Source organism: Stenotrophomonas sp. CASM114 (assembly GCF_049384325.1).
Lineage (GTDB): Bacteria > Pseudomonadota > Gammaproteobacteria > Xanthomonadales > Xanthomonadaceae > Stenotrophomonas > Stenotrophomonas muris.
In genome coordinates this window covers 380580-403313 of record NZ_JBMRGJ010000001.1, presented here as the reverse complement: position 1 = coordinate 403313, position 22734 = coordinate 380580, and the positions used below count along the sequence as shown (strand labels likewise).

The window sequence follows — 22734 nt, the reverse complement described above, 5'->3', positions numbered from 1 at the left end:
GCTGACGGGCGTGTCATCCGGAGCAAGATCGCGTGGACCAAGGGATCATCGCCAGCCTGCTGCAGCACCCGCTTGCGTCGGCGCTGGTCATCGTCGACCGTGCCGGGCGCCCGCTGGCGGCCAATCCGGCCGCGCGCGTGCATGGCCTGCCGGCCACCGTGGCGGCCTATGCGCCGATGCTGGAAGATCTGCGCCTGATGGCTGCCGATGGTGGCATCGTCGCCTGCACGCTGCCGGGCGGCCCGCGGGGGCACTACGACGGTCACCTGCGTGCGGTGCACGACGGTGCCGGCAACCTGCTGGCGTTCACCCTGAGCATTCCCGAGCCGGTGCCGGTCGATGCGGGCGGGCGCTGGGAGCTGGCACTGGACAGCGCCGGCCACAGCCTGTGGGACTGGGACATCCCCAGTGACCGGGTGGCGCGCACGCCGGCGCTGGGCGACGAGACCGCCACTGAATTGCTGTCTCGCGTGCACGGCGAGGACATCGCCCAGGTGCGCGCCGCGCTCGACGAGCACCTGCGCGGGCACAGCGAGCAGTACAGCGCACAGTTCCGTTTCCGCCAGGCCGATGGCCAGTGGCGTTGGGTGCTCGATCGCGGCCGCGTGGTCGCCCGCACCGCCGATGGCCAGCCCCTGCGCATGGTCGGCACGCATACCGATATCGAGCAGCAGAAGCAGCTCGAATCGCTGCTGCAGGAACAGCAGCTGCACCTGAGCGAGGCCCAGCGCATCGCCAGCATGGGCAGCTGGTCGTTTGACCCCAACAGCGGGCATTTCTGGTGGTCGCCGGAACTGCGTTCGCTGCTGGCACTGGAGCAGGGCGCCGTTCCGGGCCAGCGGCGGTGGCTGAAGCAGCTGCATCCACGCTCCCGCGGCGCGCTGCGCGCGGCATGGCGGCGGTTGTGGCGCGATGGCCGCGCTGCCAACCTCGAGCTGGAGCTGACCCGCGGCCATGAGCCTTCGCAGCACCTGCGGCTATGGATGCAGCCGCTGCTGGACATGGACGGGCAACCCAAGCGCCTGCTCGGCCAGGTACAGAACATCACCGAACAGCACCAGACCGATGCGTTGATCCGCTGGCGCACCGAACTGCTGAACCGGGTCTCCGCGCTGGGCCGCATCGGCGGCTGCGAGATCGAAGTGCAGACCCGCAGCATGCAATGGACCGAGGAGTGCTACCGCATCCATGGCCTGCGCAAGGAACCGATCACCCTCGACCAGGCGCTGGCGCTGTACACGGAGGACTCGCGCAACGCGTTCGAGGCGGCGCTCGCCCGGATCGCCAACGGCGGCCTGCCCGAGCAGCTGGACCTGTGCTTCTACCGCCAGTCCGGCCTGCGCGTCTGGGTGCAGGTGCTGATCGAACTGGACCGCCGTGACGGCCTGCCGCCGCGGTTCGTTGTCCTGTTCCGTGACATCACCCGCGAGCGCGAAGCCAACGAGCGCATCGAACTGCTGGCCCACTACGACCTGCTGACCGGCCTGCCCAATCGCGTACTGCTCGGCGAACAGACCGCCGAAGCCATCGAGGAAGCACGCGACCGCGGAACCTCGCTGGCCATGCTGTTCATCGACCTGGACGGCTTCAAGACCATCAACGACAGCTTCGGCCACGCCACCGGCGATGCGCTGCTGAAGGCCGCAGCCACCCGCCTGCACCAGAACCTGCGCAACAACGACCTGTTCGGCCGCTTCAGTGGCGATGAGTTCATCGTGGTGCTGCGCGATCTGGCCGAGCCGGAAGATGCCGGTCATGTCGCCCGCAAGCTGATTGCCTCGCTGGCTGAGCCGCTGCGCCGTGGCGAGACCACGTTGAAAGTCGGCGCCAGCGTCGGCATCGCGATGCTGGGCGATGCGCAGACCGATTTCGACTCACTGCTGCGCGCGGCCGACGCCGCGATGTATGCGGCCAAGGAAGCCGGGCGCAACACCTACCAGTACTACAGCCAGGACGCCCTGGCCCGCATCCAGCGCCGGCTGGACGTCGAGCATGCCCTGCATGGGGCGATCGAGCGCGACGAGTTCAGCCTGGCCTACCAGCCGCTGCTGCACGCCCACCACGGCGAGCCACCGGCGATCGAGGCACTGTTGCGCTGGCACCGCCCCGGCATCGGCTACTGCAGCCCGGCCGAGTTCATTCCCATTGCCGAAAAGTGCGGCGAGATCGTGCGCATCGGCGACTGGGTGCTGAACGAGGCCTGCCGCCAGGCGACCGCCTGGGACCGTGCCGGACTGCACTTTGATCGCATCGCGGTCAACGTGTCGGCGGTGCAGCTGCGTGATCGCGGCTTCGCCGAGCGCGTGATCGAGATCTGCCATGCCCATGGCTGGCCGCCGCAACGGCTGGAACTGGAGCTGACCGAGTCGGCGCTGATCCGTGATACCGACATCCTGCGCCATTGCTTCGACGTGCTGGAACGGCACGGCGTGCCGCTGGCGGTGGATGACTTCGGCACCGGCTTCTCCAACCTCAATTACCTCAATCGCTTCCCGGTGGGGCGCCTGAAGATCGACCGCAGTTTCGTGCAGGGCATGCTGCATGATTCGGGCACGGCCGAAGTCACCCAGGCCATCGTCCACCTGGGCCACGCGCTGGGCATGAAGGTGGTGGCCGAAGGCGTGGAAACCCACCAGGAAGAAGACATGCTGCGCCGCCAGGGCTGCGACGAGATCCAGGGCTACCTGTACTCGCGCCCGCTCAGCCCGCGTGATCTGGCGCAGTGGCTGCGCCAGCAGCGCCCGGCGCCAATGCGCACCGACGCCAGCGGCGAAGCGGTGCTGGTGCGCTGAGGATCTGCGCTGGCAGATGCCGGCGCGGTGTGGCCTGACTCTGGTGCGCCCAGCTCTGGTGGGTGCCGGCCGTTGGTCGGCACGGATGCCCTGACGCTCGCGATCATCCACGCATGGCGTGGAACTACCTGGGAAACTCCGCCTTCAACTGCATGCGCAGGGCCTCGACGATGGCCGCATAGCGTCGCTTCTGAACCAGATAGCTGGCCAGGAACAGCGGCAGCACCAGCAGCATCGGTGCCACCATCGGGCGCATCGCCACCAGCGGCAACAGCAGCAGCGACAGGATTGCCACGAACCAGCTGCACAGGCCGATCACCCGCACCTCGTGCCGTCGCGCGTTGAGAACGATGCGTCCACGCATCACCGGGAAGTAGCGCAGGCCGAAGCTCGGTGCGAAGCTCTCGCGGAACGCCATGCTGCCATCGGGCAGCGCATGGAAGGCCAGTTGCAGCCATCTGTCCTGCGGCAGGTCACGTTCCAGGCTGCCCAGCGAGAGCCGGGCCTGCATGGCCGGTGACGCCGCGATGCGTTCGTTGAACAGGGTGATGCCCCAGCTGAAATAGCCGGCCACCCAGGCCATCAGAAGGACGGCTTCGATGAGGAGCACTGCGATCAGGGCGATGGCCATCGGTCTTCCATGAACGGGACCGGTGGATCATGCCATGCGGGACGGCCCATCCACGCAGGACGTGGATCTACTGCAGGGCTTCGCCATCCAGGCCCAGGTCCCATGCCAGGCCCAGCAGTTCATCGTCGGCTCGGGAGGGGGTGGGGCGCGCATCGGCCAGCTGCTGCAGTTCGAGCAGTTCCTCGCGGGCCACGTCTTCCAGCCGCTGCAGCTGCTCACGCACGCTCGCATTGCGCGGGCGCTCGGTGTCGGTGAGGGCGGGCAGGGCGCGGATCAGGGTCATGGTGCGCGTACAGGATGCATCCAATGGCGGGTTACAGGCAAAGGCCCCGGGCGAACCGGGGCCTTGCGGGCTGCCGGCGAGGGCAGCGGACATCAGGATCAGAACAGCTCGACGGTGCCGGCGCCCATGCTCTGCTGGGCGACGGGCTTGTGCGGCGGGCGTTCCCATTCGCTGCGCAGCTCGCGCAGGCGATTGCCGGTGCGCTGCAGGGCGCTGGCGATCTCTTCGTCGAACACGCCGCCATTGCGGTGCAGCAGTTCCTGCAGGGCCACCGCTTCGCGGTTGATCGCGGTCAGGCGGTCCAGGTGGGTGTGCACGCCGCCCAGCGCCTGGGTGGCGATGTCCTCGAACTGCAGGGCGCGCACGGCTTCGGCCACGCTGCCATCGATCGCACGGGCGCACTCGGACACTTCGCGCATGCCGTCGCCCAGCGAGGCGTTGATCTGCGCGACGTTGTCGAGCATCGCTGCTGCTTCCTGGCGGGCTTCGCGGGAGCGGTCCATGTCGCGCGAGGCCATGTGCGAAACCGTCTCGCGCACCTTGGCGATGGCGTCCTTGGAGCTGTGCGCCAGCTTGCGGATCTGCTCGTTGAAGGTGGTCGAGCGCTCGGACAGGTTGCGCACTTCGTCGGCGACCACGGCGAAGCCACGACCGGCTTCACCGGCACGCGCCGCTTCGATGGCGGCATTCAGCGCCAGCAGGTTGGTCTGGTCGGCGATCGACTTGACGTCTTCCAGCAGCGCGAAGATGCCATCCAGGTGCTGCGCCATCTGGTCGATGTGCTGCACAGTGGTGCTGCTCTGGCCGCTCACCTGTTCCAGCGCTTCCACCAGCTGTTCCATGCGGTGGCTGGCGTGCTGGGCGAAACGGGCAACGTCGAGGCCGGCATTGCCTTCATCGCCGGCGCGGTCGACGATGCGCGACAGCGCCTGGCTCTGCTGGCGCGACTTGCGGTTCATCGCATCGAAGCTGCCACCGAGGCTGGAGACCGCCTGGCGGATCAGGTCGCGGGCGCGTTCCACTTCACCACGCGAACCGTCGATTTCGTTGCCGACGAAGTTGCGCAGTTCGGTCAGCAGCTGGTCCTGCTCACGCAGGACACGGGCATGTTCCGGGGAACGATGCGCCTGGGCGCGGGTGGTCCACCACGCGAAGCCGAGCCAGCTCAGCGTCATCGTGGTCAGGATCGCCCAGCGCAGGGCGGCCGGCCATTCGAAACCGATGGCGAAGGGGAGCAGCAGGGTCAGAGCCAGGGGGGCGGCCAGACGGATGAAAATGCGTGAGTACATGGACGTTCTCGGGAGGTGCACGGAGGATGTATCGGCCGTACCCCCTTTCTCTTTAACGTCGATGTGCCTCGAAGTGCATTCTGAATGCGCCGGTTTTCCGGCGCCCTGGCGGCCTCGGGGTCAGAGCCCTTTCCGTGCCGGAAAGGGATCCGACCCCTTGGGCAGGCAGCAACGGGGTCGGATCCCTTTTCCATGGAAAAGGGCTCTGACCCCACACCCTCAGGCCAGCAGGCGGTCCACGGCCTCGATCATCGCCTTGCGGCTGAACAGGAAGTCCCAGTAGCTGCCGCCCAGCTGGCGCCACAACACCGCCGAACGCACCGCGGCCAGCAGCAGGGCACGGATCTCCGCCACCACGCCGGCCTGGCCCAGGTAGTGCGGGTTGCCCTGCACCATCACCCGCGGTTTCAGGTGGCTGATGGTGTCGGCATACAGGCCGCCGAGGTTGGCCAGTACGTCCGGGTGGCCACTGTCGCCCAGTTCGGTGGCCTGGCGCTGGGCGCGCTCGATGCCCGAGGCGACCTTGTTCACGGTCGCCCCATCCTGCACGAAGCGGCGCTCCAGCTGCAGCACCGACAGGGCCAGCTTGGGCAGGATCGGGTCCTGGCCCTGGCTGCGGAAGTAGTTGTGCAGCAGGCGCAGGCCGGACTTCAGTGCATGACGGTCACCGAACACCGCCTGCGGCGAGGACGCATCGACGCGGAACACGCTGTCCACGGCGGTGCGCACGGCGGCGGCGTCGGAATGGCCGGTATCGGCGATGCGGCGCACCTGCTGCAGGGCCTGGGCAATGCCGGCCAGGGCCAGGACGCGGTCGTCGACAGTGAAACTCATGCAGCGATTACCTCAAAAGGGGAGGGGGGGGTGCGCAGGCGTTGTTCCAGCGGCGCATCGGTGGCGGCGATCACCGCGCCGCCCAGGCACACATCACCGTCATACAGCACCAGCGATTGACCAGGGGTAACGGCACGCTGCGGGCGCGCAAAGGTGACCAGCACGCTGCCATCGTCCAGCACCTGGACCGTACACGGCTCGTCGGGCTGGCGGTAGCGGGTCTGGGCGGTGCATTCGAAGCGCCGTGCCGGCGGTGAGCCGGCGATCCAGTGCGCGGTTTCCGAACGCAGGCGGTCGGACAGCATCCACTTGCTGTCGCGGTCCTGGTCCACGTACAGCACGTTGCTGGCCACATCCTTGCCAACCACGTACCACGGCGCGGCCGGGCGGCCACGCACGCCGCCGATGTTCAGGCCCTCGCGCTGGCCCAGGGTGAAATAGAACACGCCCGGGTGTTCGGCAATCACGCTGCCGTCGGCCGGGTCGAGGATCTGGCCGGGCTTGGCCGGCAGATAGCGGCCGAGGAACTCACGGAAGTCGCGCTCGCCGATGAAACAGATGCCGGTGGAGTCCTTCTTGGCGTGGGTCGGCAGGCCGACGTCGCGCGCGATCCGGCGCAGGTCGCTCTTTTCAAGGTCGCCGATCGGGAACAGGGTGGCTGCCAGCTGTTCCTGGCCCAGTTGATGCAGGAAGTAGCTCTGGTCCTTGGATCGATCGGCGCCGCGCAGCAGCAGCCACTGGTGGCCGCGCTGGGTCACCCGTGCGTAATGGCCGGTGGCGATGCGCTCGGCGCCCAGCTCGCGGGCGGCGTCCAGGAAATGCTTGAACTTCACTTCACGGTTGCACAGCACGTCCGGGTTCGGGGTGCGGCCGGCCGCGTACTCGGCCAGGAAGTGCTCGAACACGCCCTGCCAGTACTCGCTGGAGAAGTCGCGGAAGTGGAACGCGATGCCCAGCAGGCCGCACACGGCCACCGCGTCGCGACGGTCATCCTCGGCACGGCAATCACCGCTGCCATCGTCGGCCCAGTTCTGCATGAACAGGCCGGCCACGGCCTCGCCCTGCTGTACCAGGCGCCAGGCGGCGACCGAGGAATCGACGCCGCCGGAGACGCCCACCATCACACGCGGAGTGCTCATGCGACCTCCCGGACCAGCGAAAGCGGGTGGCGCTGGCCACCCAGGTAATCCGCCACCACCTGCCACACCAGCGGGCTGCGCTGGCGCTCGCCGGCGGCCTGCAGCTCGGCCGGGGTCAGCCACAGCGCGCGGTCGATGCCGGTGTCCAGCGGCTGCGCCGGATCGTGCGAAACCGGGTGCGCCGCGTAGCAGAAGCGCAGGAAGGCCGTGCCGTCGCCGGCAGTCCACTGGTAGCAGCCGATGAAGTGGGTCAGCTGCACCGTCCAGCCGGTTTCCTCGCGGGTCTCGCGCAGGGCGGCCTCGGCCAGGCTTTCGCCCGGCTCGAGGTGGCCGGCCGGCTGGTTCAGCACCTGGCGGCCGTCAATGGTCTCCTCGACCAGCAGCACGCGGCCGCCGTCGATCACCACGGTGGCAACGGTGGCGTGCGGTGCCCAGCGCGGGTCCGGCGTGGCGTTCAACTCAGAACTCGTCCTTCTTGGTCAGTTCCAGCTCCATCGCGTCGGCGGTGCGGATGGCCGCATCGATGGCGTCGCTGAGCTGGTCGGCGGTGGCATCGGCGTCGATCTTCACCACAAACATGGCGGTGGTGTCCTGCTTTACCCAGCCGCCCATCTTGGCGTCCTGCGAATCTTCCAGCAGGCGGTTGGCCACGGCCACCGGGAACTGCTTGGTCTTGGCGCTGTAGGCCGGTGACCAGATCTCGCGGATGTTGTGGCTGCCGAAGTCTTCCACCGCCGAGCGCACGTAGACCATCTGGGTGCGGTCGCCCTCGACGTCGAAGACCATGCGGTAGTCGCCATCCTCGTCGACTTCGTAGGTATAGCCCAGCTTGTCCAGGTGGCGGGCCACGGACTTGTCGGCGCTGGTCGCCGCGGCGGCAGAACCGGCAGCAGCCAGGGTGATCAGCAGGGTGGAGAGAAGGGTCCTTTTCATGAAGATCCTGTGAAGCAACGTTGAAAGAAGGTGCAATTGTGACGGGGGGCGTGCGTGCCGTCCAATCCGCGGCGGGCCGACGCAGGTCCGGCGCTACCCCTATAATGGAAGGATGCCCCATGAGTCCTCCCCCGATTCCCAGCACGAGCACGGCGTTGCCGTGGAGCCCGCGCGCCCGGAAGTGGCGCCGCCGCCGTTCTACCAGGTGATGCTGCTCAACGACGACTACACCCCGATGGATTTCGTGGTGGATGTGCTGCAGCAGTTCTTCAGCATGGACCTGGACAAGGCCACGCAGGTGATGCTGCACGTCCATACCCGCGGCCGCGGCGTGTGCGGGGTGTTCACCCGCGAAGTGGCCGAGACCAAGGTTGCCCAGGTCAACGAGTACTCGCGGATGAACCAGCACCCGCTGCTGTGCACGATGGAAAAGGCCTGACCGGCTGCCGATCCTCGTCCGGGTACATCGACTCCGAACACGGCGTGCCCACCAAGGTGGGCACCTACCAAGGCAGAAACCTGTAGAGCCGAGCCCATGCTCGGCTGCTTTTCGTCCCGGCGCAATGATCCCGGATGGAGTGCGCCCACCACGCGCGGAGGTCACGCCTCCGCCAACGCCTCCAGCGCCATCCGCGCCACCGTCTCGTCGACGTCGGCGGGGTCGCCGTCATCCCTGAACCACACCGCCGACAGCGCAGTGCTGGCCGCGATCCAGCGCAGCAGGCGCGTGCGTTCCAGGCCGGCCAGTGCGCTTACCTGTTGCAGCCGGGCGGCAAACCGCTCGGGCCGGGTGGCCACATGGATGCCCGGGCCACAGAGGTCCGGGTTGCTGAACATCGTCGTGTAGTCGAACGCGCGGTCGCCCAGCAGCCGCTTCGGGTCGATCGCCAGCCAGCCACGCGCGCCGAAATCCAGCACGTTGTCGTGGTGCAGGTCGCCGTGCAGCGGCCGGATCTCACGTTCTTCCTGCAACACCCGCTCCGCCAGTGATCTGCACTGTTCCAGCAGTGGCGGCAGCGCGGCCCTTGGCTGCAGCAGGTCGGCAAACCATGTACGCAGGCAGACCAGTTCCGCTGGTGGCGCGCTCCGTGGCCGGTGCAGCTGCCGCAGGACCTGGCACAGGATCGTGGTACAGGCATCATCGTCGCCCTCGATCGAACGTTGCCGCAGCGAATCGCCGCCGGCACGCTCGATCAGGATCGCCGGCCCCTCGTGGGCCAGCAGGCGGGCGGCACCATCGCCGTCCCACCAGCGCAGCAGGCGATGGCCGTTCTGCTCCTCGGTTTCGCTGCTGACCTTCAGCATCGCCGGTTCGCCGTCGGCGGTCAGCACCGGCCAGAGCTGGGCGTGGGGCGTCTCGATGGCCGCGCCATCACGCCGCAATCGCCAGCGGCTCAGGTAGGGTTCGCTCATGCTGGGTGGGCTGTCCTGGAGTGAATGAAGATCAAGCGATCTGCACTGCTAACGCCATCTGAACGCAGCAATCCGCTAGGGTGATGGAAATCGCGTAGTCAGGCCGCATATTGTCCCCATCTGCCGCCGGAGTAATCCATGTTCAGCAAAGACCTCGAACACACCATCGGCCAGTGCTACAAGCGCGCCCGTGAGGCCCGGCATGAATTCATGACGGTCGAACACCTGCTGTTGGCACTGCTCGACAACCCGTCCGCCCAGGCCGTACTGAAGGCCTGTGGTGCCGACGCCGAACGCCTGCGCCAGGAGCTGGAGCAGGCCATCGAGGCTTCCGTGTCCCGCCTGGCCGAAGATGACGGCCGTGATACCCAGCCGACCCTGGGCTTCCAGCGCGTGCTGCAGCGGGCCGTGTACCACGTGCAGTCCTCGGGCAAGAAGGAGGTCACCGGCGCCAACGTGCTGGTCGCCATCTTCGGCGAAAAGGACTCCCATGCCGTCTATTACCTCAACCAGCAGGACGTGACCCGTCTGGACGTGGTCAATTACCTGTCCCATGGCATCGCCAAGCTGGGCGAGGAAGGCGAGCAGCCGTCCTCCTCCTCCGAGGGCGAAGGCCGCATCGAAGGCGGGGAGGGCGAGCCGAAGGGTGATGCCCTGACCGAGTTCGCCAGCAACCTCAACGAACAGGCGCGGTCCGGCCGCATCGATCCGCTGGTCGGCCGTGCCGACGAGATCGAGCGCACCATCCAGGTCCTGTGCCGCCGCCGCAAGAACAACCCGCTGTACGTGGGCGAGGCCGGCGTGGGCAAGACCGCGATTGCCGAGGGCCTGGCCCGCCGCATCGTCGAGGGCTCGGTGCCCGACGTGCTGGCCGACGCGGTGATCTACTCGCTGGACCTGGGCGCGCTGGTGGCCGGCACCAAGTACCGCGGCGACTTCGAGAAGCGCCTGAAGAGCGTGCTGACCGCGCTGAAGAAGGTCCCCAACGCGGTGCTGTTCATCGACGAGATCCATACCATCATCGGTGCCGGTTCGGCCTCGGGTGGCACCATGGATGCGTCCAACCTGATCAAGCCGGCGCTGGCCTCCGGCGAGCTGCGCTGCATCGGCTCGACCACCTTCCAGGAGTACCGCGGCATCTTCGAGAAGGACCGGGCGCTGGCCCGCCGCTTCCAGAAGATCGACATCGTCGAGCCGACCGTGGGCGAGACCTACGAGATCCTGCAGGGCCTGAAGTCCAAGTACGAGCTGCACCACGGCGTGACCTATTCGGACGAAGCGCTGCAGGCGGCGGTGGATCTGTCGGTGAAGCACATCGGCGACCGCCTGCTGCCGGACAAGGCCATCGACGTGATCGATGAGGCCGGTGCCCGCCAGCGGCTGCTGCCGGAAGGCCAGCGCAAGGAGCTGATCGACGTCGAGGAAGTGGAGGCGATCGTGGCCAAGATGGCGCGCATCCCGACCAAGCAGGTCAGTGCCACCGACAAGGATGTGCTGCAGCACCTGGAGCGCAACCTGAAGATGGTGATCTTCGGCCAGGACCCGGCCATCGAGACGCTGTCCTCGGCGATCAAGCTGGCCCGTTCGGGTCTGGGCAACCCGGAAAAGCCGATCGGCAACTTCCTGTTCGCCGGCCCGACCGGTGTCGGCAAGACCGAAGTGACCAAGCAGCTGGCGTTGCAGCTGGGCATCGAGCTGGTCCGCTTCGACATGTCCGAGTACATGGAGCCGCATTCGATCAGCCGCCTGATCGGTGCCCCTCCGGGCTATGTCGGCTTCGACCAGGGCGGCCTGCTGACCGAAAAGATCGTCAAGACGCCGCACTGCGTGCTGCTGCTGGACGAAATCGAAAAGGCGCACCCGGACATCTTCAACATCCTGTTGCAGGTGATGGACCGCGGCGTGCTGACCGATACCAACGGGCGTGAGGCCAACTTCAAGAACGTAGTGCTGGTGATGACCACCAATGCCGGCGCGGCGCAGGCCTCGCGGCGCTCGATCGGCTTCACCAAGCAGGACCATGCCACCGACGCGATGGAGACCATCCGCCGCAGCTTCACCCCGGAATTCCGCAACCGACTCGATGCGGTGGTGCAGTTCCAGGCGCTGGGCTTCGAGCACATCCTGCGCGTGGTCGACAAGTTCCTGATCGAGCTGGAGATGCTGCTGCAGGACAAGCACGTCAGCCTGTCGGCCACGCCGACCGCGCGCGACTGGCTGGCTCACCACGGCTTCGACCCGCTGATGGGTGCGCGCCCGATGGCCCGCGTGATCCAGGACAAGATCAAGCGTCCTCTGGCCGACGAGCTGCTGTTCGGCAAACTGGTCAACGGCGGCAAGGTGAACATCGATGTCCGCGACGACGAGCTGGTCGTCGAGACCCAGGCCGAGCCGGAGCGCCTGCTGCCGGTCACCGTGGAGTGAGCTGACGCCGGGCCTGGCCCGGCGGACCTGAAATGACAAGGGCGGCTTCGGCCGCCCTTGGTTGTTTTGGGCCTGTCGCCTGCGGCCTTGCTGAGAGGGTACGGAGGCATCAATGCTGTTCCGTGAGCGCGATGGGGCATTGCTTCATGTGTATCGCGCAACGATACGGGATACAGTGATGTATCATCGGTTTTCGCCACAAGGGCCTCGAGCGGCTCTACCGTTCCGGTAGCAGCAGCGGGGTCCGGCACAGTCACACCAGCAGAGTGCTGATGATCCTGTCGATCCTGGATGTGGCGTCAGGTCCCGAGGATCTCGCCATGCCTGGATTGCGCCTCCACAAGCTGCGCGGCGACCTGAAGGGGCATTGGTCTGTGTGGGTCAATGGGAACTGGCGGATCACCTTCCGTTTCACCGGTGGCGACGTGGAGCTGCTGGACTACCTGGACTATCACTGAGGCCGCGCATGATTCATCACCATCCACACCCGGGGCAGACGATCAAGGCAATGGTTTTCGATCCGATGGATCTCTCGGTGACCGAAGCGGCCGAGCGCTTGGCAATGTCGCGGGTGGCATTGTCGCGGGTGTTGAACGGGAAGGCGGGCATCAGCCCCGATTTGGCCATTCGCTTGGAAATGGCCGGGGTCAGTACGGCGGCTTTCTGGATGGGGCTGCAATCCAGCTACGATCTCTGGCTGGCGCGGCAGCACGAGCAGCCGCGGGTGCTTCCACTGGTTGCGCCTGTGCGGTGACGCCCTTCATGACAAGGGCGGCTTCGGCCGCCCTTGTCATATGCGCCATCAACGGCCGCGCTGGCGGGCCTTCTTCTGGAAGGTGGCTTCGTCGATCGGTTCGATCTGCGCCACCCGGCAGTGGTCGGCATCGGTGCGCAGCTGGCTGCGGCCGGCGCTGCACAGCAGGCCCTGCTGGCCTTCGGTGATGAAGCTCAGTTTCCGCGAGTAGCCGGCAGTGGAGCAGTCGTTCTGGAAGTGCACGACATAGTGGTCCTGGCCATTGCGCAGCAGGATGTTCCGCGAAACGCCGGCGCGCACGATCTGCTGGTCGCTGCCCAGCTGGATGCAGTCACTGGCCGTGGAGGGGGGCTCGGCGGCGCGCACAGGCGATGCGCTGGCGGACGTGGCAACGGCGACGAGCAGGGCGGTCAACGTGAGCATGTTCATGGCGGGGCAGGGGAATGGCGATCCGGACTGGATCGGGTCCCACGATGCCGCCACGGATGAAGATGCGAATCTGCCGCAAGCAGGGCTGACCGACGCCACGGTGCGTTCGGTCACGATGACCTCCGGCAGGGCCGGATTGCAGGCATGACAAAAGGCCAGCAACCAGGGCTGGCCTTGTCGAAGTGGCGCAACGCGCCGACCGCTTACTTCATGCGGTAGGTGATACGACCCTTGGTCAGGTCGTACGGGGTCATTTCAACCTTGACCCGGTCACCGGTGAGGATGCGGATGTAGTTCTTGCGCATGCGGCCGGAAATGTGGGCGATGATTTCGTGCCCATTTTCCAGGCGAACGCGGAAAGTGGTGTTCGGCAGCGTCTCGCTGACGGTGCCCTCGAACTCGATGGAATCGTCTTTCGACATGTAGTCCTGTGCGGTTCAGAAAACGGCCACGCTGGGCCTAAGGCGCAGTATTTTACGCGTGACCGGCCCAGCTTGCAAAGTTTGTGTTAACCCCCGGCCAAACGCTGTGCCGGCAGGCGTCCGACCGCCTGCGTCCACGGGCCTTCACGGCCGTCATGGCGCACCGCGTGGCGGACGTGCTGCAGGAACGCCGCGCGCGGCAGGTGCTCGGCGCCCATCCGCAGCAGGTGCGGATTCTCCACCTGGGCATCGATCAGCGCCCAGCCCCAGCCGTGAAGCGTGGATGCCAGCGCGGCCAGGGCGATCTTGGAGCCGCCGCTGGCGCCACTGAACATGCTCTCGCCGAAGAACATCGTCCCGATCGCCACCCCGTAGATGCCGCCGACCAGCGTCTGCCGGTCCCAGACCTCGAAGGAGTGGGCAAAGCCGAGGTCATGCAGCTGGCTGTAGGCCTCGACCATGTCGGGGCTGATCCAGGTGCCGTCCTGGCCGGGCCGCGGTGCCGCCGCACAGGCGCGCATCACCCGGCTGAAGGCGGTGTCGGCGGTGACCTCCCATGTGCTGCCGCGCAACTGGCGGCGGAAGCGGCTGGACAGATGCACGCCATCGGTACGGAACACCATGCGCGGGTCGGGCGACCACCACAGGATCGGCTCGCCCTCGCTGAACCATGGAAAGATGCCGCCCGCATACGCGTTGAGCAGGCGCGCCGGGTGCAGGTCGCCGCCCACGGCGAGCAGGCCGTCGGGCTGGCGCAGGGCGGTCTCGGCCGGCGGGAAGGGGGCGTCCGGCGCGTCGGCCAGGCGCCAGGGCAGCTGGCGGGTCATGCCGGCATTGTATTCGTCGCGGCCCCGCGTGAATGCCGCGGTAGATGCCAACCTTGGTTGGCAGGTCACCCGTCCGCGCGAAATGGGCTGTGCCCCTGCAGCTCCTGCTGGTAGCGCCGCACATCCCGTCGCTCCTGCCGGCACCACTCCTGCAACGCCTCGGCGAAATCCGCATCAGCCACCCAGTGCCGGCTGCGCACCAGTGTAGGCAGGAAGCCGCGCGCCAGCTTGTGCTCGCCCTGTGCGCCGGGTTCGAAACGGCTCAGGCCTTCGCGCAGGCAGTACTCGATGCCCTGGTAGTAACAGGCTTCGAAGTGCAGGCCGGGCAGGGTGGCGCCGCCCCAGTAGCGGCCGTACAGCGTGTCACCGCCGCGCAGGCAGAGCGCGCCGGCAATCGGCTGGCCTTCCTGCTCGGCCAGGAACAGTACCAGCCCGCGCCCCAATGAAATGGCCAGATGGCGCAGGAAGGCCTCGGTCAGGGCCGGGGCATTGCCGTACTCAAGGAAGGTCTGCAGGTAGAAACGGTACATCGCCTGCAGGTCGGCGCGACTGGCCTCGTCGCCGTGCACCACGCGGAAGCTGATGCCCTGGCGGGTGACCTTGGCCCGTTCCTGGCGGATGTTCTTGCGGTGCTTGTGGTTCATCGCGCCGAGGAACTGGTCGAATGTCGCCCAGTCACCCGGGCTCTGCCACTGGAATTGCACGTCCTCGCGCAGCAGCCAGTCATCGCCGAACAGCGCCTCGTCCGCTGCGGCGTGGAAGTTGATATGGGCCGATGACACGGCCAGTGCCGGCAGTGCATCGCGCAACGCCGACAGCAGCGTGGTGCGCTCTGAATCGTGACGGGCCAGCAGGCGCGGCCCGGTCACCGGCGAGTACGGAACTGCGCCAAGCCACTTCGGGTAGTAGTCGCGGCCATGGCGGGCGTAGGCGTTGGCCCAAGCATGGTCAAACACGAATTCACCGTGGGAGTTGGTCTTCAGGTAGCCCGGAATGGCGCCGACCAAGGTGTCGCCTTCCCAGAGCGTGAAGTGCCGGGGCTGCCAGCCCCAGTCCTCGCGCAGGCAGCCGTGCTGTTCCAGGCCTGAGAGGAAGGCGTGGCTGACGAACGGATTCTGGCCGTCGTGCAGGGCATCCCAGTCGGTGGCGGGAATGGACTGCAGGGAGTCGAGGAAGCGGGTGGAGGGCATGGTTGGCAAGGATAGGCCAGGTGGATCGCGAACGGTGCTGGCGGAGCTGGGTTGGTTTGTTCCGGTTGGGGGTGAGGAAAGTTTGAATTGTCCATCCGTGTGCGCTTGGTGCGGAATCACCGGCGCACGGCTCGGCAGGGTGGCAGGGCGCTGCACGAGCGGCGCGCATCCCACCACATGGAGAAATCAACAATGAAGGGACTGAAGCTTGCAACTGCCGTGGTCGCGTGCGGCCTGATCTTTGTACCACCCGTGTTGGCTTCTGGAGATCAGCCGGCAAAAGTGCTTGAGGATCCAGGTGCCTACGCGGAAGTAGTTGCGCTGTTGGAGCGTGAAGCTGCGAACCAGCTGACGCGTCATTTGCAGGAGAGGGGTGAGCTGCGACAAATCAGCGTCAGCATCAGTCTTGATGTGAAGGCAAGATCGATGGTGATCAGCTTTGGGCCTGGATACCTTCCCGGCCCGGATCGCGGTTATGACGAGCTCTTCCTGATTCCGATGGCATCTACGTTGAGGTTCTACGCCGAGAAGTCAGGACTGGATGTGAATGATATTGACTTCCTGTTTGACGGAAAAACACTTGAGGAATACTACCCCGAGGATCTGGCCGTCCCGCCGAAGACGAAAGAGAAGTTGACGCATACATCAGCTTTGGTGTCAGCAAGCCATGGCTACATCAGCTTGCATCCCAGCAGGGAATGGAAGTTTCAGCGCCCAGCGCCTCTCGGCATTCAGGAAGACACGCTGAGTCCACTGTTTGGTGACGAACTGCAAGTATTGATGGAACAACGTAGCGGCCTGACGGTGCACCGGGCACGGAGCCGCTCCACGGAACTCCATCCGGAGTCCGGGAAGCCATGGGAGCACATGTCATCCCGCTACCACCTCAAGGCGCTTTTCCCCGAACGCACCGACATGTGGAATGAGTTTCCGAACAGCCCAGAGTCTGCTCGCGAAAAGGAAGAGGACATACGGGCTCGGCCAAACTATGCAAACCATCTGGGTGTGGATGTGATGCTGAGCCTGCACACCAATGGCAGCGATTCAGCCAGTCTGCGTGGAACCGAGGTCTACTATCATCAGGACAAACCGCAGGACAAGGCGCTGGCGGATAGCATTCTCTGTGGGATGCGTGAAATCATCCGAGCGCAACCGGGCTATCGGGATTTCCCGATTCGCGAGAGTTCGACCTCGGCCAGGCACGGCGAGAACCGCATTGGGAAGATGCCCTCGGTGATCATCGAAACCGCCTACCACTCCAATCCTGACGATGTGGCCGCCTTGCAGGACCCCGTCTTCCGCTCGGCGTCGATGAAAGGCGTTGAGAAGGGCTATCGCCTGTGGGCACAGGGCAAGGCCTGTGAGCCTTTGACGCTTCACCCCCTTCCCGATGTCGAGGTTCCGCTGCAGGCGGTGCGCGAGCTGACAGTGGGTTTCGCGGGCAATCCCCAGTACCCCCTGGAACTTGAAGTGGCCGTGGCAGATTGCGACCGGCCCGGATACTGCACGCCGTGGAAGGGCCGCTTTGAAGATCCGGATGCGCCGGTGAAGTTCGAAGTGAGCTGCTCCTCCACGGAGCCCGGCTCAGTCCGCTGGAATGTCCTGTTGCGCGATGCGGACGATGTCGTCGCGGCACCGGTGGCGTTCACCCAGTCCTGCGTCCGGGCCTGAGTGGTGCCTGGAGCGGGTAGAAGGGTTGCGAAAACGGGCGCTTGCGCGCCCGTTTTCCTTAGTCGAGCATAGCTCGACTCTACAAACCGCCGGTCAGCTGGCCTTGCCCTGCGCGTCCAGGTAGCGCTCGGCGTCCAGTGCGGCCATGCAGCCGAAGCCGGCCGAGGTGATCGCCTGGCGGTAGTGTTGATCGGCCACGTCGCCGGCGGCGAACACGCCTTCCACCGAGGTCTGGGTAGCGTTGCCGCCCAGGCCCGAACGGATTTCCAGGTAGCCGTTGTTCATCGCCAGCTGGCCGTCGAACAGGGTGGTGTTCGGGTGGTGGCCGATGGCCACGAAGAAGCCGTGGGCATCGATGTCGCGGGTGCCGCCGTCCAGGGTGGACTTCACGCGCACGCCGGTCACGCCGGCGTCGTTGCCCAGCACTTCCTCCACCTGGTGGTGCCAGACGGTCTCGATCTTGCCTTCGGCCACCTTCCTGAACAGCTTGTCCTGCATGATCTTCTCCGCCTTCAGGGTGTCGCGGCGGTGGACCAGGTAGACCTTGCGGGCGATGTTGGACAGGTACAGGGCCTCTTCCACGGCGGTGTTGCCGCCGCCGACCACGACCACGTCCTGGTCGCGGTAGAAGAAGCCGTCACAGGTGGCACAGGCGGACACGCCGCGGCCCTTGAACTCGTCTTCGGTCGGGATGCCCAGGTACTTGGCGGTGGCGCCGGTGGCGATGATCAGCGCGTCGCAGGTGTACTCGTGACTGTCGCCGATCAGCTTGAACGGGCGCTGCGACAGGTCGGCGGTGTGGATGTGGTCGAAGATGACCTCGGTCTCGAAGCGCTCGGCGTGGGACTGCATGCGCGCCATGAGGTCCGGGCCCATCAGGCCGTGGGCGTCACCCGGCCAGTTGTCCACCTCGGTGGTGGTCATCAGCTGGCCGCCCTGCTGCAGGCCGGTGATGACGACCGGCTTCAGGTTGGCACGGGCGGCGTAGACGGCGGCGGTCCAGCCGGCCGGTCCGGAACCGAGGATGACGAGGCGCTGGTGGCGGGAGGGCAGGCTGGTGCTCATGTAGACTCGCGAAAAGGTAGATGGGACAAGGCGCTGGCGATGTTTGCGCAGCATCCGTGGCTGGTCATAGAGTGGCGGCTGGGGCAGGGCGATTCAAGCCGATGAACAGAACGCCGTCATCCAGCGGTGGTTTCGGCCCCGTCCGGGCCCGGTCAGAAGTCGCATAACTGAAAACTGACGCCGTCTCATTTATTATCAATCACTAACAGCGCATTCCAAAGGTATGGTCTAAGGTGGCGAAGCAGGTCCCTGAACGCTCCAAGTCGGACGACAGCAAGGCGTCACGTCGCACGGCCGCGGCGGCGACGACCGACAATCCACGCCGCCAGCGCCTCTGGCGCGACCTGGGCCTGATCGCGATCGCGCCAGCCCTGCTCTATCTGGCGGCGAGTCTTTTCACCTATTCAGCGACGGATCCGGGCTGGTCGCATACCGGCAGCGTAGTCGCGCCGGTGCACAACCTCGGTGGTCGCGCGGGCGCCTGGATCGCCGACGTGCTGCTGCAGTTGTTCGGCTACATCGCCTTCCTGCTGCCGGTGGTGCTCGGTGCGCTGTCGTGGATTGCCATGTTCGGCCTCAAGCGCGAGAGCAAGGGCGAGAACGACCTGGACCCGGCGCTGCGCCTGGTCGGCCTGGTCGGTTTCCTGATCGCTGGCACCGGCTTCCTGCATGTACGCCTGTTCAGTGGGGATGTCTCCAGCGCCGGCGGCATTCTCGGCAAGCTGGTTGGCAATTCGCTCACGGTGGGCTTCGGTGCGCTGGGCGCGAACCTGTTCGTGCTGGTGCTGCTGCTGGCCTCGATTACCCTGGCCACCGGGCTGTCCTGGTTCACGGTGATGGAAAAGATCGGCCGTGGCGTGATGTCGCTGGCACCGTTGCTGGCGCGCAAGAAGGAAGAAGTCACCGAGTGGCAGCAGACCCGCGTGATGCGCGAGGAGCGCCAGGAAGTGCGCAAGGCCGATGCCGAGGTCCGCGCCAAGCGCGAGCCGGTGAAGATCGAGCCGCGCCCGGAACCGGTGATCGAGAAGAGTGACCGGGCCAAGCGCGACACGCAGATCCCGATGTTCCGTGGCGTCAACGGCGACGGCTCGGACCTGCCGCCGTTGGCCCTGCTGGACGACCCCAAGCCGCAGCCGGTGGGCTACGACAAGGAAACCCTGGACGCGCTGTCACGGCAGATCGAGTTCAAGCTGAAGGATTTCCGCATCGACGCCCAGGTGGTCGGCGCCAACCCCGGGCCGGTCATCACCCGCTTCGAGATCGAGCCCGCGCCGGGCATCAAGGTCAGCCAGATCAGTTCGCTGGACAAGGACATCGCGCGCGGCCTGTCGGTGAAGTCGGTGCGCGTGGTCGACGTGATTCCGGGCAAGTCGGTGATCGGCCTGGAAATCCCCAACGTCACCCGCGAGATGATCTACCTGTCCGAGCTGTTGCGCTCGAAGGAATACGACAAGTCGGCCAGCGTGCTGACCCTGGCGCTGGGCAAGGACATTGCCGGGCGCTCGACCGTGGCCGATCTGGCGCGCATGCCGCACCTGCTGGTGGCCGGTACCACCGGTTCGGGCAAGTCGGTGGCGGTCAACGCGATGGTGCTGAGCCTGCTGTTCAAGGCCTCGCCGAAAGACCTGCGGATGCTGATGATCGACCCGAAGATGCTCGAGCTGAGCGTCTACCAGGGCATCCCGCACCTGCTGGCCCCGGTGGTCACCGACATGAAGGAGGCTGCCAACGGCCTGCGCTGGTGCGTGGCCGAGATGGAGCGCCGCTACAAGCTGATGAGCGCGGTGGGCGTGCGCAACCTGGCCGGCTTCAACAAGAAGGTGAAGGAAGCGCAGGATGCCGGCCAGCCGCTGATGGACCCGCTGTTCAAGCCGAACCCGGAGCTGGGCGAGGCGCCGCGTCCATTGGAGACGCTGCCGTTCATCGTCATCTTCATCGACGAATTCGCCGACATGATGATGATCGTCGGCAAGAAGGTGGAAGAGCTGATCGCGCGCCTGGCACAGAAGGCGCGTGCGGCCGGCATCCACCTGATCCTGGCCACGCAGCGCCCGTCGGTGGACGTGATCACCGGCCTGATCAAGGCCAACATCCCGACCCGTATCGCCTTCCAGGTCAGCTCAAAGATCGACTCGCGCACCATCCTCGACCAGTCCGGCGCGGAGACCCTGCTGGGCCACGGCGACATGCTGTACCTGCCGCCGGGCACCGCGCTGCCCGAGCGCGTGCATGGTGCGTTCGTGTCCGATGACGAAGTGCACCGCGTGGTCGAGCACCTCAAGGCGATGGGCCCGGCCGACTATGTCGACGGGGTGCTGGACGAGGTGCAGACGATGGGCGACGGCGTGGTCGTCGGTGCCACCGGCCTGCCCGAGACCAGTGCGGCCGGCGACGAGTCCGACCCGCTGTATGACGAAGCGCTGCGGGTGGTCACCGAGACCCGCCGCGCCTCGATTTCCGGCGTGCAGCGCCGGCTGAAGATCGGCTACAACCGTGCAGCGCGACTGATCGAGGCCATGGAAGCGGCCGGCGTGGTCAGCCCGCCCGAGCACAACGGCGACCGCACGGTGCTGGCACCGCCGCCGCCGAAGTAAGGCCCGACGTATCCCCCACGACGTCCAAGGAACCGACGCATGCTTCACCCCGTACCAAGCGCGCTGGCGCTGGCGCTGGCAGCCTTCCTGGCTGCCGGCCCGGCACTGGCAGAAACCGCCACCTCCGCGCCCGCCACGGCGCCGCCTTCCACCAGCGGCGATACCGAAGCCAGCAATAATTTCAGCATTGTCCGTTACCGCGCCGACTACCAGGTGCGGCCGGATGCGGGCAATGTGCAGACCGAAACCTACGAAGTCCTGCTCAAGACCAAGGCTTCCGTCGAGCAGTTCAGCCAGGTGCGGCTGAGCTACAGCGAAAAGATGGAGACGCTGGAAGTGCTCGGTGCCTACACCATCACCGCCGATGGCCAGCGGCGCGACGTGCCGGCCGATCGCATCTACACCCAGGAGAGTTACTCCAGCGCCTCGGCGGCGATGTATGCCGACCGCAAGGTGCGGGTGATCGTGTTCCCGAACCTGGCCCCGGGCACGCGCCTGTACTACCAGGTGCGCCGCACCCAGGCCACGCCGTACTTCCCGGGCTATTTCGGCCTGTGGGAGACCTTCAACGTCTTCACCGAGTACGAAGACGCCGAGGTCACCCTGACTGCGCCGGCCAACCTGCCGATGTTCGTCGACAGCCGCGGCGTGCAGGGCAGCGATCGCCCGACGGTGAAGAACGGCCAGGCACAGTGGCGCTGGCGCTACCAGCGGCGCGAAGCCATGCCGGCACAGAACTGGTCGGCGGCGGGCTGGGAGTTCGGCCCGAACATCATGGCCAGCACCTATCGTGACTGGTCGCAGATGGGACGCGCCTACCAGCTCAAGGCCGGCCCGGCGGCCGACGTGACCCCGGCGCTGCAGGCGCTGGCTGATGAGATCACCGCTGGCATCAGCGACCGGCGCGAGCAGGCCGATGCGCTGTACCGCTGGGTGGCGCAGAACATCCGCTATGTGGCGGTGTACCTGGGCAATGGCGGCCTGGAGCCGAACAGCGCGCAGAGCATCCTCGACAACCACTACGGTGACTGCAAGGACCATGTGACGATCCTGGAGGCGCTGCTGGCGGCCAAGGGCATCGCCAGCTCGCCGGTGCTGATCGGTGCCGGCGGCGGCCCCACGCTGCCGAAGATTCCGGTGCTGGGCCGCTTCAACCACGCCATCACCTACATCCCCGAGTTCGATCTGTATCTGGATTCGACCACCGCGTGGGCGCGCTTCGGGCAGCTGCCGGAAGGCGACCTCGGCGCACCGGTGATGCGTACCCGCGACGCCTCGTTGGCGCGCACCCCGGCCAACACGCCGGAGCGCAACGCCACCTCGATGGAAGTGCGTTTCACCTTCGACGCCAACGGCAACCTGCGCGGCGAGACCATTCCGAAGCTGGGCGAGAACGCCGAGATCGGCATGCGCGCCCAGTTCTCCCAGCTCAACGCGCAGAACCGTGCGCGCGCCGAGGAGCAGATCATGGCCGCGTCCGGTTTCGACGGGCGAGGGCAGCTGCAGATCCAGGGCGTGCCGGTCGACCTGACCCGGCCGTTCGGCTATCGCATGGCCTTCCAGGCCGAGGACTACGCCGACTTCAGCGTGGCCGGCGGCATGGCCGTGCCGGATCCGCCGGGCGGCGAGTCGGTGCGTGGCCTGTACGCCACCGCTTCTGCGCCGGCCAACGAGACGCCGTTCTACTGCAATGCCAGCCTGCGCGAGGAAACCTATCGCCTGCAGTTCCCTGCCAATGCGCCGATCATCGCCATCCCGGCCAACCAGCGTTTCACCAACGCCGCTGGCGAGTACCGCGTGGACTGGAGCCGCGAGGGGCAGGACGTGATCGTGCGCCATCGCCTGCAGCAGAACGCGGTGCGTGGCCCGGAGGCGCTGTGCCAGCCGCAGGACTACACCGCATTCCGCGCGTTGTATCGCGAAGTGCGGCGTGGCTTCCGTGGCCAGGTGCTGTACGGAAAGCTGCCGGGCTCGGGCGGCTGAATCGCCGATGGACGTTCAGGGCGGCATAATGTCGCCCTGATCGCCCATTCATCTTTCCCCG

The 22734-nt window shown here is 66.4% G+C and carries 22 protein-coding genes; 9 read left to right on the top strand and 13 right to left on the bottom strand.

Annotated elements, in window-relative coordinates; all coding sequences use genetic code 11:
- Window positions 1-32: 32 nt before the first annotated feature.
- Window positions 33-2792 (top strand): GGDEF domain-containing phosphodiesterase, encoded by a 2760-nt coding sequence (locus tag VG566_RS01880; RefSeq protein ID WP_197561064.1) that lies wholly within the window; start codon window positions 33-35, stop codon window positions 2790-2792.
- A 124-nt stretch (window positions 2793-2916) separates the two neighbouring features.
- Here the strand turns inward: VG566_RS01880 and VG566_RS01875 are convergent, their stop codons facing one another.
- From VG566_RS01875 to VG566_RS01845, 7 genes are all read right to left on the bottom strand, one after another.
- Window positions 2917-3423: a hypothetical protein gene (locus VG566_RS01875; RefSeq protein WP_032961898.1), complete on the bottom strand. Its 507-nt coding sequence runs from the start codon at window positions 3421-3423 to the stop codon at window positions 2917-2919.
- Window positions 3424-3490: 67 nt separating this feature from the next.
- Window positions 3491-3706, bottom strand: coding sequence for a hypothetical protein (locus tag VG566_RS01870; RefSeq protein WP_241883841.1), 216 nt, complete (start codon window positions 3704-3706; stop codon window positions 3491-3493).
- A 98-nt stretch (window positions 3707-3804) separates the two neighbouring features.
- Window positions 3805-4995, bottom strand: a complete 1191-nt coding sequence (locus VG566_RS01865; protein WP_014647075.1) for a methyl-accepting chemotaxis protein — start codon at window positions 4993-4995, stop codon at window positions 3805-3807.
- Between the two features lie 219 nt (window positions 4996-5214).
- Window positions 5215-5829: a high frequency lysogenization protein HflD gene (hflD, locus tag VG566_RS01860; RefSeq protein ID WP_032961893.1), complete on the bottom strand. Its 615-nt coding sequence runs from the start codon at window positions 5827-5829 to the stop codon at window positions 5215-5217.
- Complete coding sequence (mnmA, locus tag VG566_RS01855) at window positions 5826-6968, bottom strand: tRNA 2-thiouridine(34) synthase MnmA (protein ID WP_423172613.1); 1143 nt, start codon at window positions 6966-6968, stop codon at window positions 5826-5828. Before mnmA ends, hflD begins: the two co-directional genes overlap by 4 nt.
- Window positions 6965-7426, bottom strand: a complete 462-nt coding sequence (locus tag VG566_RS01850) for an NUDIX hydrolase (protein WP_053495616.1) — start codon at window positions 7424-7426, stop codon at window positions 6965-6967. The genes mnmA and VG566_RS01850 overlap by 4 nt, the downstream gene beginning before the upstream one ends.
- Before the next feature lies 1 nt (window position 7427).
- Window positions 7428-7901, bottom strand: a complete 474-nt coding sequence (locus tag VG566_RS01845; protein ID WP_053495614.1) for a hypothetical protein — start codon at window positions 7899-7901, stop codon at window positions 7428-7430.
- Between the two features lie 112 nt (window positions 7902-8013).
- Between VG566_RS01845 and clpS the strand changes: the two genes are divergently transcribed.
- Window positions 8014-8340, top strand: a complete 327-nt coding sequence (gene clpS / locus VG566_RS01840) for an ATP-dependent Clp protease adapter ClpS (protein ID WP_005416477.1) — start codon at window positions 8014-8016, stop codon at window positions 8338-8340.
- Between the two features lie 161 nt (window positions 8341-8501).
- On the opposite strand, the gene VG566_RS01835 is transcribed toward clpS, so the two are convergent.
- Window positions 8502-9314: an APH(6) family putative aminoglycoside O-phosphotransferase gene (locus tag VG566_RS01835; RefSeq protein WP_049405424.1), complete on the bottom strand. Its 813-nt coding sequence runs from the start codon at window positions 9312-9314 to the stop codon at window positions 8502-8504.
- Window positions 9315-9452: 138 nt separating this feature from the next.
- On the opposite strand from VG566_RS01835, the gene clpA reads away from it, so the two are divergent.
- The 3 genes from clpA (at window position 9453) to VG566_RS01820 (ending at window position 12492) form a co-directional block, all read left to right on the top strand.
- Entirely contained in the window at window positions 9453-11738 is a 2286-nt protein-coding gene (clpA, locus tag VG566_RS01830; RefSeq protein ID WP_032961881.1) for an ATP-dependent Clp protease ATP-binding subunit ClpA, read from the top strand.
- Between the two features lie 182 nt (window positions 11739-11920).
- Window positions 11921-12196, top strand: a complete 276-nt coding sequence (locus VG566_RS01825; RefSeq protein WP_423172614.1) for a type II toxin-antitoxin system RelE/ParE family toxin — start codon at window positions 11921-11923, stop codon at window positions 12194-12196.
- An 8-nt stretch (window positions 12197-12204) separates the two neighbouring features.
- Window positions 12205-12492, top strand: coding sequence for a HigA family addiction module antitoxin (locus VG566_RS01820; protein WP_241883843.1), 288 nt, complete (start codon window positions 12205-12207; stop codon window positions 12490-12492).
- Window positions 12493-12540: 48 nt separating this feature from the next.
- Here the strand turns inward: VG566_RS01820 and VG566_RS01815 are convergent, their stop codons facing one another.
- Entirely contained in the window at window positions 12541-12915 is a 375-nt protein-coding gene (locus VG566_RS01815) for a hypothetical protein (RefSeq protein ID WP_141098667.1), read from the bottom strand.
- Here VG566_RS01815 and VG566_RS01810 point away from each other — a divergent pair.
- A complete protein-coding gene (locus VG566_RS01810; RefSeq protein WP_153643327.1) occupies window positions 12908-13069 on the top strand; it encodes a hypothetical protein in 162 nt (53 codons plus the stop codon). The genes VG566_RS01815 and VG566_RS01810 overlap by 8 nt on opposite strands.
- Window positions 13070-13124: 55 nt before the next feature.
- On the opposite strand, the gene infA is transcribed toward VG566_RS01810, so the two are convergent.
- The 3 genes from infA to VG566_RS01795 all read right to left on the bottom strand — a co-directional run bounded on the left by infA (window position 13125) and on the right by VG566_RS01795 (window position 15360).
- A complete protein-coding gene (gene infA / locus VG566_RS01805) occupies window positions 13125-13343 on the bottom strand; it encodes a translation initiation factor IF-1 (protein ID WP_005409596.1) in 219 nt (72 codons plus the stop codon).
- An 86-nt stretch (window positions 13344-13429) separates the two neighbouring features.
- Window positions 13430-14170: a leucyl/phenylalanyl-tRNA--protein transferase gene (gene aat, locus VG566_RS01800; protein WP_014647084.1), complete on the bottom strand. Its 741-nt coding sequence runs from the start codon at window positions 14168-14170 to the stop codon at window positions 13430-13432.
- A 65-nt stretch (window positions 14171-14235) separates the two neighbouring features.
- Window positions 14236-15360: a GNAT family N-acetyltransferase gene (locus tag VG566_RS01795; protein ID WP_241883844.1), complete on the bottom strand. Its 1125-nt coding sequence runs from the start codon at window positions 15358-15360 to the stop codon at window positions 14236-14238.
- 192 nt (window positions 15361-15552) lie between these two features.
- Between VG566_RS01795 and VG566_RS01790 the strand changes: the two genes are divergently transcribed.
- On the top strand, window positions 15553-17031 hold the full coding sequence (locus tag VG566_RS01790) for an N-acetylmuramoyl-L-alanine amidase family protein (RefSeq protein ID WP_032961876.1): 1479 nt from the start codon (window positions 15553-15555) through the stop codon (window positions 17029-17031).
- 93 nt (window positions 17032-17124) lie between these two features.
- Here the strand turns inward: VG566_RS01790 and trxB are convergent, their stop codons facing one another.
- Entirely contained in the window at window positions 17125-18096 is a 972-nt protein-coding gene (gene trxB / locus VG566_RS01785) for a thioredoxin-disulfide reductase (protein WP_140222803.1), read from the bottom strand.
- 233 nt (window positions 18097-18329) lie between these two features.
- Here trxB and VG566_RS01780 point away from each other — a divergent pair, with 233 nt between their 5' ends.
- Complete coding sequence (locus VG566_RS01780) at window positions 18330-20690, top strand: DNA translocase FtsK (protein WP_032961873.1); 2361 nt, start codon at window positions 18330-18332, stop codon at window positions 20688-20690.
- 39 nt (window positions 20691-20729) lie between these two features.
- Complete coding sequence (locus VG566_RS01775; protein WP_014647089.1) at window positions 20730-22673, top strand: DUF3857 domain-containing protein; 1944 nt, start codon at window positions 20730-20732, stop codon at window positions 22671-22673.
- The last annotated feature ends 61 nt before the right edge of the window (window positions 22674-22734 follow it).

What these genes read in the sequence shown, in the direction of transcription:
- VG566_RS01875 (WP_032961898.1), bottom strand. Translation starts at nt 3,423, where the DNA reads ATGGCCATCGCCCTGATCGCAGTGCTCCTCATCGAAGCCGTCCTTCTG.
- VG566_RS01870 (WP_241883841.1), bottom strand. Translation starts at nt 3,706, where the DNA reads ATGACCCTGATCCGCGCCCTGCCCGCCCTCACCGACACCGAGCGCCCG.
- VG566_RS01865 (WP_014647075.1), bottom strand. Translation starts at nt 4,995, where the DNA reads ATGTACTCACGCATTTTCATCCGTCTGGCCGCCCCCCTGGCTCTGACC.
- hflD (WP_032961893.1), bottom strand. Translation starts at nt 5,829, where the DNA reads ATGAGTTTCACTGTCGACGACCGCGTCCTGGCCCTGGCCGGCATTGCC.
- mnmA (WP_423172613.1), bottom strand. Translation starts at nt 6,968, where the DNA reads ATGAGCACTCCGCGTGTGATGGTGGGCGTCTCCGGCGGCGTCGATTCC.
- VG566_RS01845 (WP_053495614.1), bottom strand. Translation starts at nt 7,901, where the DNA reads ATGAAAAGGACCCTTCTCTCCACCCTGCTGATCACCCTGGCTGCTGCC.
- clpS (WP_005416477.1), top strand. Translation starts at nt 8,014, where the DNA reads ATGCCCCATGAGTCCTCCCCCGATTCCCAGCACGAGCACGGCGTTGCC.
- VG566_RS01835 (WP_049405424.1), bottom strand. Translation starts at nt 9,314, where the DNA reads ATGAGCGAACCCTACCTGAGCCGCTGGCGATTGCGGCGTGATGGCGCG.
- clpA (WP_032961881.1), top strand. Translation starts at nt 9,453, where the DNA reads ATGTTCAGCAAAGACCTCGAACACACCATCGGCCAGTGCTACAAGCGC.
- VG566_RS01820 (WP_241883843.1), top strand. Translation starts at nt 12,205, where the DNA reads ATGATTCATCACCATCCACACCCGGGGCAGACGATCAAGGCAATGGTT.
- VG566_RS01815 (WP_141098667.1), bottom strand. Translation starts at nt 12,915, where the DNA reads ATGCTCACGTTGACCGCCCTGCTCGTCGCCGTTGCCACGTCCGCCAGC.
- infA (WP_005409596.1), bottom strand. Translation starts at nt 13,343, where the DNA reads ATGTCGAAAGACGATTCCATCGAGTTCGAGGGCACCGTCAGCGAGACG.
- aat (WP_014647084.1), bottom strand. Translation starts at nt 14,170, where the DNA reads ATGACCCGCCAGCTGCCCTGGCGCCTGGCCGACGCGCCGGACGCCCCC.
- VG566_RS01795 (WP_241883844.1), bottom strand. Translation starts at nt 15,360, where the DNA reads ATGCCCTCCACCCGCTTCCTCGACTCCCTGCAGTCCATTCCCGCCACC.
- VG566_RS01790 (WP_032961876.1), top strand. Translation starts at nt 15,553, where the DNA reads ATGAAGGGACTGAAGCTTGCAACTGCCGTGGTCGCGTGCGGCCTGATC.
- trxB (WP_140222803.1), bottom strand. Translation starts at nt 18,096, where the DNA reads ATGAGCACCAGCCTGCCCTCCCGCCACCAGCGCCTCGTCATCCTCGGT.
- VG566_RS01775 (WP_014647089.1), top strand. Translation starts at nt 20,730, where the DNA reads ATGCTTCACCCCGTACCAAGCGCGCTGGCGCTGGCGCTGGCAGCCTTC.